This window comes from Amycolatopsis sacchari (assembly GCF_900114035.1).
Taxonomy (GTDB): Bacteria; Actinomycetota; Actinomycetes; order Mycobacteriales; family Pseudonocardiaceae; genus Amycolatopsis_E; species Amycolatopsis_E sacchari.
On the sequence record NZ_FORP01000020.1, the window covers coordinates 82,188 to 99,126 of the forward strand.

Genomic DNA, 16,939 nt, shown 5'->3' on the forward strand with positions numbered 1-16,939 from the left:
CCCGACGCGGAGGAGGTGGTCGCGGTGTCGTTCGGCGAGCCGATGGGCCAGGGCTGGACGCAGATCTGGGAACTGCTGCTCGCGCTGCTGCTGTGCTCGCTGATCGGGCTCGAACGCGAGCTCAAGCAGAAGAGCGCGGGGCTGCGGACGCACACGCTCGTCGGCGTCGGCGCGGCGCTGTTCCTGCTGGTCAGCAAGTACGGTTTCACCGACGTGCTGGCGGAGGGCCGGATCGTGCTGGACCCGTCACGGGTCGCGGCGCAGATCGTGTCCGGGATCGGGTTCATCGGCGGCGGGCTGATCTTCGTCCGCCGCGACGTCGTGCGTGGTCTCACCACCGCGGCCGTGGTGTGGATGAGCGTCGCGGTGGGCTGCGCGTGTGCGGCGGGCCTGCCGGTGCTCGCGACCGTGGTGACCGCGGCGCACTTCCTCGTCGTGTACGGCTACCCGCCGCTGATCCGGCTCGCGACGCGCCGCAGGCCCGCGACGTCCGTGGTGCGCGTCACCTACCGTGACGGCGAAGGGGTGCTGCGGAAGGTCCTGGAGCTGGCCACACGATCGGGTTACGCGGTGGAACACGCCGTGACCGAGCAGCGGAGCCTGGAACGCGAGGAGGAGGACGAGCACGGCCGCACTATGGTGCAGGCCCGCCACCTCATCGACCTGCGGATGCGCCTGGTCGGGCCGCGGAACGTGAACGAGCTGCTGGCCGTGCTGGCCGACCAGCCGGGCGTCGTCGGCGTGGAGACCGGCGATATCGATGATCGAAGTGAGTGATCAGCTCCCTACCCCGTCCGAGTGAAAGAAGTTGGCACGGCGTCAGCACGGTAACGATTCGTGCTCTTCTCCCGAGTAGTAGTTGACGCGCTCGGCGGAAGCGCGATGAGTCGGAAGAAGACCTGCCATGGGTGTAGTCCCCGCGGTAGGCCCCGCGCCAAGGCGGAGGCTCCGGTCCGGAACGGTCGTGCTGCTGGCCGGGCTCGGTGCGGTGCTGGCGATCGGGGTGGTTTCGGTGCTGGTCGCCGTGCAGCGCGCGGACGGCCCGGCACCGGCGACGCTGAACGGCGTCAACGTCCCGGCCGCGCCGCCGCCCCCCGTCGTGACGCACGTGATCACCTACGAGCTGTCCGGGACGGGCACGGCCCGCAACGTCACCTACGTGGGCAAGGGCGCGGCCATCGAGCAGGTCGCGCAGGCGGGGGCGCCGTGGAGCGTCACCGTCGAGGGCAGCGCCGCGCGGTACGTCAGCCTGACCGCCCAGCACGCCGGCGAGGGCACCCTGACGTGCCACATCCTCGTCGACGGGGTGGCGGTCAGCTCGTCGACCGTGAGCACCCCGGAGGCCATGCTCCGCTGCTCGAAATCCCTGGACTGAGAGGGCGGCGGCGCGGGCGGCGGCCCTGATCTGATCGGCGTGGCTTCGGGGGCGGAACGCCGGGAGTGCGGCCGACCGCTCGACGGCTCACCCACCGCACCCCGCTCGCTGCGGCAGTCGGTGGCTTCCGCCGCCCGCGGGGGCCCGCCTCCCGAGGCCACCAGCCTCGCCACTCATCCCGGTGCTCGGCTTCCGCCGCCCCGCGATCGCCGGCCCGCCGCTCGTCTCGGCGGTCGGCGCCTCGCCGCCTTCCCGCCGACGGCGCCTCGCGATCGCCAGCCCGCCGCTCGTCTCGGCGGTCGGCGCCCCGCCGCCTTCCCGCCGACGGCGCCTCGCCGCCTTCCCGCCGACGGCGCCTCGGCCGTTCCGTCGTGATGGTCTGGCGGCTTTCCGCCTTCCGCCGGAGGTGTGGCCTTCCGAGGCCACCGGCGCTCGGCTTCCGCCGCCCGCTGGCAGCCTTGCCACCTGCGGCCTCCTGCGCCGTTCCGCCACGGCCCCGCCTGCGCCGTCCGCCGTCGTAGTCGGCGCCTTCCGGTCGCTCGCTGGCGGCCCCACCCGCCGCTGGTCTCGGCACTCGGCGGCTGCCCACCGCTCGCTGGCGGCCTCGTCACTTGTGGCGCCCACCTGCGCTACCAACCCCGCCGCTCATCCTGGCGCTCGGCGGCTTCCCGCCACCGTGGGTCCCGCCGTCGCGGCAGCTTCCCGCCGCCTGCGGCCCCCGCCTGCACCGTCCGCCTCCGCCTGCACCGTCCGCCTCCGCGGTCGGCGCCGTCCGCCCGGTCGCTCGCTGGCGGCCCCGGCCCCGCCGCTGGTCTCGGTCCTCGGCAGCTTCCCGCCGCCTGCGGCCCTCACCTGCGCCGTCGGCCGCCGTAGTCAGCGCCTTCCGGCCGCTCGCTGGCGGTCCCACCCCCGCCGCTCATCCTGGCGCTCGGCGGCCCCACCACCGCCGCTGGTCTCGGCGCTCGGCGGCTACCCGCCGCCGCGGGCAGCCTCGCCACCTGCGGCCCCCACCCCCCCTCGGCGCCTCCCCACCACCCCCCACCGCCGCTCCAACCCCCCCGGACCGGAGTTCATGGCACGATCACCCCCGTGACGGGTGGGATGATCGTCCTCGGCCCGCTGTTCGCCGTTGTGCTGGTGGCGCTCACCGCGCTGGGCGCGGTCGTGCTGTGGCTGGGCGAGCTGGGGCCCGCGCGGGCCGTGGTCACCGCCGCGGTGCGGGCCGTCGTGCAGCTGGCCGCGGTGTCCCTGGTGATCACCGCCATCCTGCGGGCCGGGTGGCTCACCGCCTTGTTCGTGCTGCTGATGTTCGCCGTCGCCGCGGTCACCTCCGCCCGCCGCATCGGCGTGCCGCGTGCCGTGCCCGCCGTCGCCGCGGCGATCGGCGCCGGGGTGCTGCCCGTGCTGGCGCTCGTGCTGGTCACCGGCGTCGTGCCGTGGCGGACGATCGCGGTCGTGCCGATCGCGGGCATCGTGATCGGCGGCGCGATGTCGGCGACCTCGCAGGCGGCCCGCCGCGCCCTCGACGAGCTGAAGACGCGGCACGGCGAGTACGAGGCGGCGCTGGCCCTCGGCTTCCTGCCACGGGCCGCCGCACTGGAGATCTGCCGCCCGTCCGCTGGGCAGGCCCTGATCCCCGCGCTGGACCAGACCCGCACCGTCGGCCTGGTGACGTTGCCGGGCGCCTACGTCGGCGTGCTGCTGGGGGGCGCCAGCCCGCTGCAGGCCGGCGTCACGCAGGTGCTCGTGCTCGTCGGCCTGCTCGCGGCCGAGGCGGTCGCGGTGCTGGTGGCGGTGCAGCTCGTGGCGGCGGGATCGATCGCGCGGTCCTAGGTTGGGGGCATGACACTCGCCGATCTCGTGATCGATGGTTTCGACCGCGTCCAGCAGGTGGTGCACGGCGCGGTCAAGGGACTGACCGACGACCAGCTGGCCACCCCGCCCGCGGAGGGCGCCAACACGATCGCCTGGCTCGTCTGGCACCTGACCCGCGTGCAGGACGACCACCTCGCCGACCTGGAGGACGCCGACCAGGTGTGGACCTCCCAGGGCTGGCACGAACGCTTCGATCTCCCGTTCAGCCCCGGCGCCACCGGCTACGGCCAGAGCGCGGAGGACGTCGCCGCGGTGCGGGCGTCCGCGGACCTGCTGACCGGCTACCACGACGCCGTGCACGACCAGACCGTGGCGTGGCTCGCCGGGCTGGAGGAGTCCCAGCTGGACCGCATCGTCGACGAGAACTGGGACCCGCCGGTGAGCCTCGGGGTGCGGCTGGTCAGCGTCCTGTCCGACGACCTCCAGCACGCCGGCCAGGCCGCTTACGTCAGGGGAATCCTGCTGCGGCGATGAGTTTCCCGCGCCGCCGCGGTCTGCACTGGCATGGGTGACTACGCGACCGTCAACGGGCAGCAGCTGTACTACGAGGTGCACGGGGAGGGCAGGCCCGTCGTGCTGCTGCACGGGGGTCTGCTCACCTTCGAGTCCTCCTTCGGCCCGCTCCTGCCCCGCCTCACGAAGAGCCGGCAGGTCATCGGCGTCGAGCTGCAAGGCCACGGCCACACGCCGGACACCGACCGCCCGCCGTCCCTGCCCGCCTTCGCCGACGACGTCGCCGGGCTGCTCGACCACCTCGGCCTGGCGCGGGCGGACCTGTTCGGGTTCAGCCTCGGCGGCCTCGTCGCCCTGCAGCTGGCGGTGTCCCGGCCGGAACGCGTGGACCGGCTGGTGCTCGCGTCGGCGCACTACCGGCCCGACGGCTACCACGACGAAATCCGAGACCCCGCGTTGCAGGCGAACTCCACCCGCATGCCGACAGCGGACGACTTCCGGGACATGGTGACGGCCTACCAGCAGGTCGCGCCCGACCCGTCGCGGTTCGACGCGGTCGCCGTGAAGACGTCCGCACTGGTGGGGGCCTTCACCGGCTGGTCGCCCGAGCAGCTGCGGGGACTGCGGGCACCCACGTTGCTCGTCTTCGGTGACCACGACTTCGTGCGCCTCGAGCACGCCACCGAGATGGCGGGCCTCATCCCGGAGGCGCACTTGGCGATCCTGCCCCACACGACGCACACGCAGGTCCTTCGGCGGACGGACCTCGTCGCGCCGATGGTGGAGTCCTTCCTGGACTGAGCCGAACGGGGGAGGCGCGGCCGAGCGGGTGAGTTCCCCTGCTCGGCCGCCGATTTCCCGGTGCCGCGCAACGGGAAACGCGGGCCGTCCCGGCGAGGACCGGCACCCAGGGTGGTGCCACCCGTCAACCGGACAGGGGGGCCGTCCCGCCGGAATGGCCGTCGCCGCGCGAGGGGCCGGGCTGGAACGGTCGGACGCATGCAGGCTTTCGCGTTGCCCGACTTCTACCTGCCGTACCCGGCCCGCCTCAACCCGCACCTCGAGCGCACCCGCGCCCACAGCGAGGAATGGGCGCGGCAGATGGGGATGCTCGACGCGCCGACCCCCGGCGGCGGGCTCGTCTGGGACGCCGACCGGCTGGCCAAAATGGACTACGCGCTGATGTGCGCGTACACCCACCCGGATTGCGACGGGCCGACCCTCGACCTCGTCACCGACTGGTACGTGTGGGTCTTCTTCTTCGACGACCACTTCCTCGAGGAGTTCAAGTACTCCCGCGACCTCGGCGGCGCGAAGGCGTACCTGGACCGCCTCGAACTGTTCATGACCGACGACCCGCCCGAAGTCACCAACCCGGCGGAGGCGGGGCTGGGCGACCTGTGGCGCCGCACCGTGCCCGCGATGTCGGAGGGCTGGCGCCGGCGGTTCGTCACCAGCACCCACAACCTGATGGTCGAATCGATGTGGGAACTGGACAACATCGACCGCGGCCGCATCGCCAACCCCATCGAGTACATCCAGATGCGGCGGAAGGTCGGCGGTGCCCCGTGGTCGGCGAACCTCGTCGAGTACGCCGTGGGCGCGGAGGTGCCCGACGAGCTGGCAGGCACCCGGCAGATCCAGGTGCTGACCGACACCTTCGCCGACGCGGTGCACCTGCGCAACGATCTGTTCTCCTACCAGCGCGAGGTGCGGGAGGAGGGCGAGAACTCCAACGCCGTGCTGGTGTTCGAGCGGTTCCTCGACATCCCGACGCAGGAGGCGGCCGACCTCGTCAACGACCTGCTCACCTCGCGCCTGCAGCAGTTCGAGAACACCGCGCTCACCGAGGTGCCCGCGCTGCTCGCCGACCGCGCCGTGCCACCGCACGAGCAGGCCGGGGTCGCGGCCTACGTGAAGGGGCTGCAGGACTGGCAGGCCGGCGGGCACGAGTGGCACGCGCGGTCGAGCCGGTACATGAACGAGGGCGCGGCGGCGGATTCGGCGCTCGGCGGCCCGACCGGGCTGGGCACGTCGTCGGGGCGGCTGTCGTTCCTGCCGGGCATCCGGGGCAAGGCGCGGCAGCACGCGCACGTGCCGTTCCAGCCGGTGGGGCCGCTGGAGGTGCCCGAGCTGTACATGCCTTACCCGGTCCGGATGAGCCCGCACCTCGACGCGGCGCGTGAGTACTCGGTGGGGTGGGCGCGGGAGATGGGGATGCTTTCGGAGGGGGTGTGGACGGAGCGCCGGTTCCGGGGGCTGGACCTGGCCCACTGCGCGTCGATGATCCACTCCGACGCGACGCCGGGGCAGTTGTACCTGTCGACGGACTGGCTGTCGTGGGGCACCTACGGCGACGACTACTACCCGGCCGTGTTCGGCGCGACGCGCAACCTCGCGGCGGCGAAGCACCTCACCGATCGCCTGCCGTTGTTCATGCCGCTCGACGCGGGGGAGACGCCTCCGCCGGCGAACCCGATCGAGCGCGGCCTCGCGGACCTGTGGCGGCGCACAGCGGGACCGATGTCTGAGACGCATCGCGCGACGTTCCGGCGGTCTGTCGAGGACATGACGGAGAGCTGGCTGTGGGAGCTGTGGAACCAGGCGCAGCACCGGATCCCCGATCCCGTGGACTACGTGGAGATGCGGCGCCGCACGTTCGGTTCGGACATGACGATGAGCCTCGCGCGCCTCGCGCACGCGGACGTCGTGCCGCCGGAGCTGTACCGCAACCGCGTGCTGCACGAGCTGGACACGGCGGCGCAGGACTACGCGTGTTTCACCAACGACCTGTTCTCGTACCAGAAGGAGGTCGAGTACGAGGGCGAAGTGCACAACCTGGTGCTGGTGGTGGAGAACTTCCTCGGCACGTCACGGGACGAAGCGGCGCAGCTGGTGGCACGCCTGATGGGGGCGCGGCTGGAGCAGTTCGAGCACATCGTGGCGAACGACCTGCCGGGCCTGTTCGAGGACCTCGCGCTCCCCGCCGAAACGCGCGAAGCGTTGCTGGGGCATGCGGAGCACCTGAAGTACTGGATGTCGGGAATCCTTGAGTGGCACCGAAAATGCGTGCGGTACACGGAAGCGGAGTTGCGCAGAAACCGCTTTCCCGCGGCGGAGGCGCTGGGCGTGGGCTGATCAGCGGGCGTGCCGTCGCACCCAGGCGTGGGCTGATCAGCGGGCGTGCCGTCGCACCCAGGCGTGGGCTGATCAGCGGGCGTGCCGCCGCACCCAGGCGGGGGCTGATCAGCGCGCGTGCCGTCGCACCCAGGCGGGGGCTGATCAGCGCGCGTGCCGTCGCACCCAGGCGGGGGTGCAGCAGTACTCGCAGGGCACCAGCTCGCCGGGACTGACCTCCGCCCACGCGATCGGCACCGGCTCGTGGATGTTCATGCCCTGGCGGGCGGCGCGGCGCTGTCCTTTGTGGAGCCAGAGGCAGTGCGGATCGTTGTGGTACGCGTACCCCTCGACGCGGTACCCGCGCGGTAACACCCCCGGCGGCAGGGGTTTGCAGAGCGCGCACCAGGACACGGGCATCTGGTGGACGCACTCGTCCTCGTCGGGGGGTGGCTTGGTGGGGGCTGGGGGTGTGGGGGAGGGGTCGGTGGGCGCTGCGCTCTGCTGCCGCTCGCTGGCGGTGGGCGCTCCGAAGGCGAGGCGCGGTCTGGTGGCTGCCGGGGCCGCAGGGGAGGGGGCGGTCGCGGGCAGCTGCTGGGCAGCGGCGAGCGGGCCGGTGGCGGGTGCCGGGGGCGGCTTGGTGGCTGATGCTGGGGCCGTGGCGGAGCGGCTCGTGGCGGGTACCGGGGCGGCGTGCGACTGCGTGGCGGGCGCCGGGGGCCTGCCCTGCTGTCGCCTGCCGTCGGCGGGCGCTGCGGAAGCGGGGCGCGGTCTGGTGGCTGCCGGGGCAGCGGCGCCTGGCTGCGTGGCGGGCGCCGGGGGCCTGCCCTGCTGTCGCCTGCCGTCGGCGGGCGCTGCGGAACCGGGGCGCGGTCTGGTGGCTGCCGGGGCAGCGGCGCCCGGCTGCGTGGCGGGCGCCGTGGGGCCGCTCTGCTGTCGCGCGCCGGTGGCGGCCGCCGAGGGAGCGCGGTCCGGTTGGCTGGCGGCGCCCGCGGTAGCCGGGCGCGGCCGCCCGCCCGCGGCTGCCGCCGCCGAAGCCGGGCGTGCCTGGCCGGTGGTCGCCGGAGCCCCCGCAGCGGGAGCAGGCCCGCCCTGCCGCCGCTCACCGCCGCCGGGAGCCCCGCCCTGCCGCCGCTCGCCGCCGCCGGGAGCCCCGCCCTGCCGCCGCTCGCCGCCGGAGGCCTGCGTCGCGGACGCCCGCGACCCGGACGCCTGCGGCCCGGGGACCTGCCGCCGAACGGCGAGCGGCAGCACCCCCTCCTCCTCGACGGGCTCCGGCTCCGGAGCCACCGGCGCCGGCGGCAGCTTCGCCGCCTCCTTCGCGCCCCGCACGGCCAGCCGGTCGGCGCGCTCGTTGTCCGGGTGCCCCGCGTGGCCCTTGACCCAGTGCCACTCGACCTCGTGCCGGTGCAGCGCCGCGTCCAGGCGCCGCCACAGGTCGGCGTTCTTCACGGGCTGCTTCGCCGACGTCAGCCAGCCGTTGCCCTTCCAGCGCGGCATCCACGACAGCACACCGCTGCGCACGTACGTGCTGTCCGTGTAGAGCCGCACCGCCGACGGCCGCTTCAGGGTCTCCAGCGCCTGGATGGCCGCCATCAGCTCCATCCGGTTGTTGGTCGTCGGCCCCGGATCCGGGCCGTACAGCTCCCGCTCGTGACCGCCGTAGCGCAGCACCACACCCCAGCCGCCCGGCCCGGGGTTCGGGCTGCAGGCGCCGTCGGTGTAGATCTCGACGAAGGCTTCCCCCACGTCAGGAATCTAGCAACGGCGCCGTGACGCAGGCCCGCAGCACCGGGTCACCCCGCTCGCCGAGCAGGGCGGCCACCTCGTCCCGGTGCCCGCTCTCGACGAGGCAGCGGGCGGCGAGCACGGCCTGGTCGAGCGCTCTGCCGTGGTGGCGGACCACGTCCAGCCACAGCCGCGCGGCCGGCTCCAGCAGGCCGAGCTTGGCGAGCTTGTCCGCGGCCTCCATCCGCTTGTCGGCCGGGGTGTCCACGCTGACCAGCACCGCCACGATCTCCCGCCCGGCCTCGGCGCCGCCGGCGTCGATCCAGTTCTCGACGCAGTACGACACCCAGATCTCGTCGGTCGCGAGCGTCGCCAGGCGGGCCGCCGCGACCGCCTGCTCGCGCCGCCCGATCTTGGTGAGCGCACGCACGAGCTGGTGGCGCTGGTAACCGTCGCAGTCGAGCAGGCGGGGGTAGGCGGCGTCCAGCAGCTTCGCCGCGAGCGCGGGGCGGTGCTCGGCGGCGGCCAGCGCCACCTCGACCAGGAGGTCCGTCTGCGCCTGGGCGGCGAGCAGCTTGCCGGCGAGTTCGTCGGCGGCCTCGCCGTGCCCTTGCGCGCACAGCACCCCCGCCAGCCTCGCCCAGTACTCCGGGCCGCGAACGCTCGCCGCCCGCACCACGCGTTCCGCCGTGGCCGCGTCCCCGTCCTCGAGCAGGGCCTGCACGACGTTGGCGAGGTCCCACTTGTCCAGCCCCGGATGGTCCAAACTGGACAGTGCCTCTTCGCGAAGGGCGCCCTGGTCACCGAGGTCGGAACCCAGCGCCAGGAGCCGGAGCTTGTACTCGATCCCCAGGCCCGGCTTGTTCTCGACCAGTCGCAGGAGCTCACCGCTCTCGCCGCAGTTCGCGAGCACGCGGGCGGCCCGCACGAACTCGTACGGCCCCGCGTTGGGCCGCTCCAGCACGTTGCGCGCCAACGCGGCGGCCGCTCGCGGGTGCGACTCCTCCTGCAGGGTCACCGCCACGCCGAGCACGTGTTCGACGGGCCGCGTTTCGGTCGCCGCGAGGATTTCCGGTACGCCGTCGCCGCCCTTCGCCGCCAGTACGGCCAGCACCGCGTCGTTGAGCTCGTCCGCGGACGACGACTCCCGCGCGAAGACCTTCTCCGCGGCCCACAGCCCTTCCTCGGCGCAGTGCAGCCGGACCGCGAGATCGGCGAGGTTGCCCCAGCTCGCGGTGCCGTCCTCCCAGACGTCCACCAGCCGCGAGCCGAGCGGGAAGCCCGCGCCGTCGGTCACCGCGGGATCGGCCCGCAACCGCACCACCACCTCCCGCAGCAGTGGCGCCGCTGCCTCGCCGCGGCCGAGTTCGTCCAGCAGGTACAGCAGGGCGAGCTGCCTCGCGAAGTCCGCCGCCGCGCCGGCCACCAGGCGCACGAGCAGGCGTTCGCCGATCGTCGCCCCGTCGGGGACCAGCTCCTTGAGCACCAGCACACACCGGTGCAGCGCGGGCAGGCTCGCCCGCTCGGCGAAGGACTCCAGCCACCGGGCGGCTTCGGCGGTGTCGGCGACGCGGCCCAGCACCGCCGCGCACTCGAGCCTGGTGGCCTCCGACAGCTCCGGAGCGTCCCGCAGTTCCCGCAGCCGGGCGATCGCGGGCGCGCCGAGCGTCTCGGGCACGAACGAGACGAGCACCTGGCCGATCTCCTCCACGTCGGACCAGGGATGCCTGCGGGCGCCGTTCGCCAGCAACGCGTCGAGGATCCGGTCCACGACAGCGGCGGCGAGCCGGTCCCCGATCTCGATGCCCTCGGCGAGCAGCCGTCCCGCGAAGAGCACCTCGTCCTTCGCCCCGGCGAGCAGCACCTCGAACACGCGGCCCAGTTCGTTGCCCGCCCGGCCCCACAGCACGAACGTGAACAGGGCGAACGCCTGCGTCGCGAGGCCCATGCCGCGCTCGATCCACTCGTCGAGCCCGGGGAAGTCGGCGGAGATCTCGCGGGCGCGCCTGCGCGCGGCGAGGAACTCGGCGAACGAGTAGTGCCGGAAGTCGAGGACGTCGTCGGTCTGCTCGAACACGCCCGTGCTCGCGAGCAGCGCCCGCAGGTCCTCCTGCCAGCCCTCCGGCAGCTCCAGGCCCTGGCCGGCCACCCACTCGCACGCCGCTTCGAACAGCGGCGACTCGCTCTCCAGCCGGTGCGCGGCGAGCTGCTCGACGATGTCCGTGCGGTGCTTGCGCAGCCATTCGGCGAACGCGAGCCGTTCCGGTTGGTCCCGCAGGGAGCGGCGCAGCTCGGCCACGGTGTCGCGCCTGCTGGGCGTTTCGTCGAGCAGGTACGCCATGAACCGGTCGTAGAGGTCGACGCGGCTGTTGGGCAGCGGGCGCTGGGGTTCGAGCGTGTGCGCGATCGCCGCGATCGTGGCGAGCAGCGGGTTGCGGACCAGCTCCCGCAACCGGCCGTCGCCGACCTGGCGGACGAACTCGGCGGCCCGGCCGGTCGCGGTGACCGGGTTCTGCGCGCGGAACCACGCGCCGGCGAACTCGGCCAGCTCGCCGGGACCGAACGGCTGGAGGTGGTAGGTGTCGAGCCCGGCCCGTTCGAACGGCGCCAGCTCGCGGCCCGGCAGCGGGCGGGTGGTGACGACCAGGCGGTGGTCGGCGCCGCGGCGCACCTGGTAGGCGATGGCGTCGATCACCTGCGCGCGGGTCTCCGGCTCGATGATCTCGTCCAGCCCGTCGACGAACACCAGCCAGCGGGCGCCGAGCGCGCGGCGCGCGAACACCTCGGGCCGCGGCCGTTCCGACAGCAGGCGGCCCAGCGCTTCCTCGGTGCCGGCGGCGAGCAGTTCCGCCCAGGCCCGGTTCGCCGCGAGCGCCCGCGCGGGCACGCGCAACGGCAGGAGGGGCTCGCTCAGCGGGGGCTGGCCGTCACCGTCGCCGAGCCAGTACGCGGAAAGCTGCTGCACGTACAGGTAGCCGACGGTCGACTTGCCGCTGCCCGGTTCGCCGGTGAGCACGAGGTGCCCGCCGCGGTCGAGCGCTTCGGTGATGCTCAGCACGCGCTCGGCGGACTCCGGTGCCTGCTTGCGCTCCGGCTCCGGCTTGCGCCCGGGCTCGGGCGGCCGCTCGGCGAGCTGGGGGCGGATCGTCTGCTGCACGTACACCTGCGTCAGCTCGGGCTGACGCACGCCGAGCAGCTTGTACGGCAGCGCCTCCGTCGCGCGCTGCTGGGCCTCCAGCAGGTCACGCAGGGCCGGGGACAGCGGGGGCCGGTCCCGCCAGGACGTCAGCGGCCGGTCCGGCTCGACGGGCCCGCCGTGGAAGTGCAGCGTCAGCCGGTCGATGCTGCCCGCCTGCACGACGGGACCGTCGAACCGGCCGCCGCTGATCTCGTTGTGCCGCTCGACCATGGTCCAGTTGTACGGCACGGGGACGCCGTTCCGGGCGAAAAGCGGCCACTCGGTGCGGTCGGGTTTCAGGGTGTGGGGGTTCTCGGTGTAACGACACCACGGAGTATTCCGACTCCGGGGCGTGTTCGAGCTCATTCTGGACCCGCGGGCGGTCGGCACCCCGGTGGAGACGCTGCACAAGCTGGTCGGTGCCGCCGGCTTCGTCGTCACCGTCTCTGGCACGGCGCCTGCGGGCACCACGGAGCGAGCGATCCTCACCGCCGCCCCGAGGCTGGCAGAAGACCGGGACATCAGGACAGACGGGCTGAGCACCAGCCGGATCGGCATGTACCGCGTCTTCTGGGGAGTGGTTCCTCACCCCAGCGGAAGCCTCGCGCTGCTCGTCCCGCTGGCGGGGGAAGACGGCTGGGTCCACCACTTTCGCGTCGAGGTCCTCGACCCGGTGCAGGCTCTGGCGCAGCAGGGTTATTCGACGGGCGGCGGAGGCAACGGCGCGGTCACGGACGCCGGGTTCGCCCAGGCCTTCCGGCAGGCCGGAATCTGATCGCGGAGGTGGTGCCCGTGGCTGAAGCGGATGATCAACGGCCACAGTGGACGTGGCGGTTCTGGACCGCCGTGGGCATCGTGCTCGCGTTCACGGTGCTCGTGGTGGTCATGTTCCTGAACTCCGGCGGCGACGAGATCGTGTGGCAGCGGCGTGTGTACCTGTTCGGTGCCGTCGAAGCCCTCACGTTCACAGCGGTCGGCTGGATCTTCGGACGCGAGGTGGGCCGCGGTGCTGTCACGGCGGCCCGGCAGAACGCGGCCGCGGCGCAGGACGACGCCGACGCGGCACGATCCGAGGCGCGGGCGAAGACCGAGGAGGCGGCCGCCGCCGACCGGCGCGCTGTCGAAGAGAGGATCAAGGGCGAAGCCGTCGTGGCCGCGGTGCGCAGCTTCACCGAACCGGTCGCACCGGACGGGCTCAGCGACGTGACCGTCCGCCCCGGCGGACCCGCCGCCCTGCGGGATCTGCGCGCGTTCGTGGACGACCTCTACGGCTGACCCCCGTTCAACGCGTTCACGAGGAACGCACAGCGTTCTTCGGCCCGGGCGAGTGCCTTCCGGTACCGCGGCGTGTCCGGCAACTCCCGCCGGATCGCGACCGCCTCGCGCGCGGAGTCCAGTGCCTCGGCCAGCCGCCCGAGATCCTGCAGGCGGCTGGCTCGCTGGAGCAGCGACGTCGCCAGGCTCTCCCGGTTCGCGGGCACTGTGGGCGGAAGTTCTCGCTTGAGCGCGATCGCCCGGTCGACGTGGGGGAGCGCTTCCTCGTGATAACCGAGTGCACCCAGGCGGGCCGCCAGTGAGTTCAGCGAAACCGCGAGCGACGATCGGTAGCGGTCCGGCATCAGGTACGCCAGCCGTTCCCGGATGTGTACGGCCTCTTGGATCGTCTTCCACGCCGCCTCCGGGTCGGAGTTCGCGAGCCGGGCGGCGAGGTTGTTCAACGACAGCGCGAGAGCGGGCAGGTACGAGTCCGGAGACCTCTCCGCGAGGAGCCTGCGCAACTCCACCGCCTCGCCGACGACGTCTCGGGCCTCGGACTCGCGTCCCAGCCTGGACAGCCGTACCGCGAGGTTGTTCAGCGACACGGCGAGCGAGGCCTGCGAGGTGTCCGAGTCTTCCCGGTACAGTCCGCGTTTGAGGGCAACGGCTTCCTCGATCGCGGCGAGCGCTTCTTCGTCCTCCCCGAGCTCCGCGAGCCGCACGCTCAGATTGTTGAGCGACGCGGCCAGCTCCCGGCGCGAGTCCTCCGTCCCGGCCTCGGCGAGCCGTCGGCGGATCTCGACCGCTTCGCGTGCGTACGCGCCGGCGTCCTCGTGTTCTCCCGCACGGGCCAGCCGGATCGCCATCTGGTGCACCGACTGGGCCAGCAGCGGTTCCGCGGCCGGGTCCGCCGCCGCGAGCTCCCGGCGGATCGCCAGCGCCTGCTCGGTGTGGCGGCGCGCTTCGGGATAACGCCGCGCGTCGCTCAGGCGTGTCGCACACCTGCTCAACAGCAGTGCCCTGTCCGTCGGGGGTAGTTCAGCCGACAGCACGACCGCGGTCTCCGCGAGCGTCAGCGCGGCACCGGCCAGAGCCAACGAGGTAGCCGGAATCCGCTGCTCCACCTCGGTCAGCACGAGGGGATCGGGGATCAGCGGCGTTCCGGCCTCGATGAGGGGGGCCGCGACGGCCGGTTCGCCGGCGGAGATCGCGCCGGACACAGCGGGCCCGAGCCACCGGCGTGCATCCGCCCGCACAGCGGCCGACAGCGCCTCCGCCACCGCGGGGTGCCGGGCGGCCGCGCGAGCCGCGACCGTCCACGCTCGATCGCTCTGCGCCTCGGTGGCTCCGGTCAGCAGGATCTGCAGCAGGTCTGGCCGACGTCGTAGGCAGCGGGCCAGGAGGTCCTCACCGAGCCGGTCGGGTTCCAGCGGTGCGACACCGGCTTCGGCGGGGTACAACCCGCGCAACCACTGCAGGTACCGCCATTCGTATCCTGCGGGGGACTCCGGCACGGCGGCGACGACGTGTTCGGCCTCGGCGGGATCGTCCGCCCCCAGCAGCGTTGCCGCGCACACGAGGGTGCGGAGCAGCTCCGGATGGGTGTCCGGCAGCTGTTCGGCGTGGGCGGCATCGAGCCAATAGCGGGCCTCGTGGTGCAGCAGGCGGGCACTCGGCCCGGAGTCTTCCGTGGCGGCTGTGGGTACTGCCTCGTCGAGGACCTGGGTGAGCGCGGTCAGGCAGACCGTGAGTGCGTGTCCGTCCGCCGGCGGAGCGAACTCCTCGCGGACAGCCGTGCCGAACCGCTCCGCGAACCGGCGCAGGGCTTCCGCGTGCAGCGGTGCTGCCTCCGCGAGTGGGGGCAGTGCCCAGACCGGCGCCGACTCCAGCATCAGGGCCACGCGATCCGGACTTCGGGCTTGCAGGCGCTCCAGCCAGTCCCCGGTCGACCTGGCCAGCAGCAGTACCCGGACGACGTTCGTCCGCTCCCCGTTCCGCGCGAGCGTGTCCAGCAACCGCACCAGTTCGTCCTCACGCGTGTCGGCGTAGTCGACGACGAGCAGTACGGTTCCGCTCAGTGCCGCGAGCCGGTCCACGACCTCCGCGGGCACGTCCTTGTGCAGCAGGCCCGCGATCGTTCCCGGCCGCGTGGCCGCCCGCGCGCAGAGCTGCCTCGCGAGACGGGTCTTGCCCTCCCCGCCCCGCCCGGTCAGCAGCGCCACCCCCAGGTGGCCGCGTTGCCGCTGCCACGTCTCGATCCGTTCGATCAGGTCGTTGCGGCCCAGGAAGGGCACGAATTCGTATTCGCTCTTGAGGAGCAGGCTCGGCGGGGCGTCTTCCGGCAGGACGGGCCGGGGGACGAACGCGTCACGGACCACCTCGTCCCAGCCTTCGGCGACCCGCGTCCAATCCATCCGCTCGACGGTTTCGAGCGCGAGTTCCGCGAGCGTCTGCCGGAGCCGCGCCGCGGGCACCACCCAGGCACCGAGTGCGCTGGTCGCGTCGCGGGTGGTGCGCAACATCCCGCCGACGCGACCGGTACGCAGGCTCAGTACCGGGCTGCCGCTCATCCCCGGCACGGCCTGACCCCGTCCGAGCTTGACGATGTCCCCACCGCTGAACCACTTCTGCCCGGTCACGTCGAACGTCTCCGATTCGAGGGCGTGGCCGAACGCCGGAGCCACCCCGCAGGCCAGCACCCGGTCCGTGGTCCGCAGCGGCTCATCGTCGAGAACCACGCACGGGTGGTCCACCGCCTCCGCATCGGACAGGCGCAGTACGGCCAGGTCCGGCGGTGGGCAGGGGTTGGCGTTGACCACAGCGGGCTCTGCGTGCACGACGTCGGCGGCGAACCGCCGTCCACCCCATTCGACCTCGACAGCGCCGGAAACTCCGTCCGTCACGTGCGCGCAGGTCAGCACGGTGCCCGGGGCGACGAAGAACCCGGAACCCCGCAACGACCCTTCGCGGTGGACACGGACGGATGCCTGGGTGAGCAGCTCGACGAGTTGCGCCAGCCGGCCTGACTCGATCTCGCTCACGCGCGTTGAGTCGCGCCGCCCGTCGCTGGCATTACACGCGCTCAGGTCGTCACCGGCGTCAGCGCCGCGGGTGCTGCCACCGGGCTACCGGCCCCACAACAAAACGGGGCCGCCCAGCACCTGGGCGGCCCCGTTCGGGTGATTTCCGGCTCACCAGCCCCGTTCGCGCCATTCGGCGAGCTTCGGGCGCTCCGCGCCCAGCGTGGAGTCGTCCCCGTGGCCGGGGTAGAACCACGTCTCGTCGGGCAGCACGTCGAAGATCCGTGACTCCACGTCGTCGATCAGTGAGCGGAAATCCTCCGGAGAGGTGGTGCGGCCGACGCCGCCCGGGAACAGGGAGTCACCGGTGAACAGGTGCGGCGGGCCGTCCGGGTCGCGGTACAGCAGGGCGATCGACCCCGGCGTGTGCCCGCGCAGGTGGATCACCTCGAGCGTGCAGTCGCCGACGGTGAGGGTGTCGCCGTGCTCCACCAGGAAGTCCGGCGGCACCGGCAGCGGACCGGCGTCGAGCGGGTGCGCGGCCGTGTTCGCGCCGTTCGCGCCCGCCACCGCGCCCAGCGCCTGCCAGTGGTCGCCGTGCTGGTGCGTCGTCACGACGGTGCGCAGCGCCGGCCGGTCGGGGCCGTGCCCGATGAGGTCCGAGATGCGCTCGGGGTCGGCGGCCGCGTCGATGAGCAGCGCCTCGTTCTGCGCCCGGCACACCAGCAGGTACGCGTTGTTGTCCATCGGCCCGACGGACAGTTTGGTGATGGTCAGCGCCCCGAGCGTGCGCCGTGCGGCGTCCCCGCCCGGCTCGACGTGCCCGGTGTAGTCCTCCACGACGTTCACCTGGCACACGGTAGCCGTCGCGCTGCGGCGAGTTCCACCCGTTCAGCCCGGTCTCAGATTCGTAACGTAACCTCGCTTCCCGTTGCC

At 73.2% G+C, this 16,939-nt stretch carries 11 protein-coding genes and 1 pseudogene; 8 read left to right on the plus strand and 4 right to left on the minus strand.

What is annotated here, in order from left to right; genetic code table 11:
- The first annotated feature begins 42 nt into the window (after positions 1 to 42).
- The 6 genes from BMZ92_RS27200 to BMZ92_RS27225 all read left to right on the plus strand — a co-directional run bounded on the left by BMZ92_RS27200 (position 43) and on the right by BMZ92_RS27225 (position 6,841).
- Complete coding sequence (locus BMZ92_RS27200) at positions 43 to 777, plus strand: MgtC/SapB family protein (protein ID WP_091513294.1); 735 nt, start codon at positions 43 to 45, stop codon at positions 775 to 777.
- A 187-nt stretch (positions 778 to 964) separates the two neighbouring features.
- Positions 965 to 1,375: an MmpS family transport accessory protein gene (locus BMZ92_RS27205; protein ID WP_245783276.1), complete on the plus strand. Its 411-nt coding sequence runs from the start codon at positions 965 to 967 to the stop codon at positions 1,373 to 1,375.
- 1,101 nt (positions 1,376 to 2,476) lie between these two features.
- Positions 2,477 to 3,208, plus strand: a complete 732-nt coding sequence (locus BMZ92_RS27210) for an ABC transporter permease (protein ID WP_091513175.1) — start codon at positions 2,477 to 2,479, stop codon at positions 3,206 to 3,208.
- Between the two features lie 9 nt (positions 3,209 to 3,217).
- The gene (locus BMZ92_RS27215) at positions 3,218 to 3,724 is read left to right on the plus strand and encodes a mycothiol transferase (RefSeq protein WP_091513178.1); all 507 of its coding nucleotides are present in this window, start codon (positions 3,218 to 3,220) and stop codon (positions 3,722 to 3,724) included.
- Between the two features lie 30 nt (positions 3,725 to 3,754).
- Entirely contained in the window at positions 3,755 to 4,504 is a 750-nt protein-coding gene (locus BMZ92_RS27220; protein WP_091513180.1) for an alpha/beta fold hydrolase, read from the plus strand.
- 198 nt (positions 4,505 to 4,702) lie between these two features.
- A complete protein-coding gene (locus BMZ92_RS27225) occupies positions 4,703 to 6,841 on the plus strand; it encodes a terpene synthase family protein (protein WP_091513182.1) in 2,139 nt (712 codons plus the stop codon).
- A gap of 1,287 nt (positions 6,842 to 8,128) precedes the next feature.
- Here the strand turns inward: BMZ92_RS27225 and rnhA are convergent.
- Together rnhA and BMZ92_RS27235 are read right to left on the minus strand one after the other, a co-directional pair.
- Positions 8,129 to 8,569, minus strand: a pseudogene (rnhA, locus tag BMZ92_RS27230) (ribonuclease HI); the annotation flags it as partial.
- Between the two features lies 1 nt (position 8,570).
- Positions 8,571 to 11,975 carry an NACHT domain-containing protein gene (locus BMZ92_RS27235; protein WP_091513184.1) on the minus strand — a complete coding sequence of 1,135 codons (3,405 nt, stop codon included), beginning with the start codon at positions 11,973 to 11,975 and terminating at the stop codon, positions 8,571 to 8,573.
- 103 nt (positions 11,976 to 12,078) lie between these two features.
- Here BMZ92_RS27235 and BMZ92_RS27240 point away from each other — a divergent pair, with 103 nt between their 5' ends.
- Together BMZ92_RS27240 and BMZ92_RS27245 are read left to right on the plus strand one after the other, a co-directional pair.
- Positions 12,079 to 12,501, plus strand: a complete 423-nt coding sequence (locus tag BMZ92_RS27240) for a hypothetical protein (protein ID WP_091513187.1) — start codon at positions 12,079 to 12,081, stop codon at positions 12,499 to 12,501.
- A gap of 17 nt (positions 12,502 to 12,518) precedes the next feature.
- Positions 12,519 to 13,001, plus strand: coding sequence for a hypothetical protein (locus tag BMZ92_RS27245; RefSeq protein WP_143249953.1), 483 nt, complete (start codon positions 12,519 to 12,521; stop codon positions 12,999 to 13,001).
- Here the strand turns inward: BMZ92_RS27245 and BMZ92_RS27250 are convergent.
- Positions 12,992 to 16,024 (minus strand): tetratricopeptide repeat protein, encoded by a 3,033-nt coding sequence (locus BMZ92_RS27250; protein WP_091513191.1) that lies wholly within the window; start codon positions 16,022 to 16,024, stop codon positions 12,992 to 12,994. The genes BMZ92_RS27245 and BMZ92_RS27250 overlap by 10 nt on opposite strands.
- A gap of 150 nt (positions 16,025 to 16,174) precedes the next feature.
- Positions 16,175 to 16,852: an MBL fold metallo-hydrolase gene (locus tag BMZ92_RS27255; protein WP_091513193.1), complete on the minus strand. Its 678-nt coding sequence runs from the start codon at positions 16,850 to 16,852 to the stop codon at positions 16,175 to 16,177.
- Positions 16,853 to 16,939: the final 87 nt, after the last annotated feature.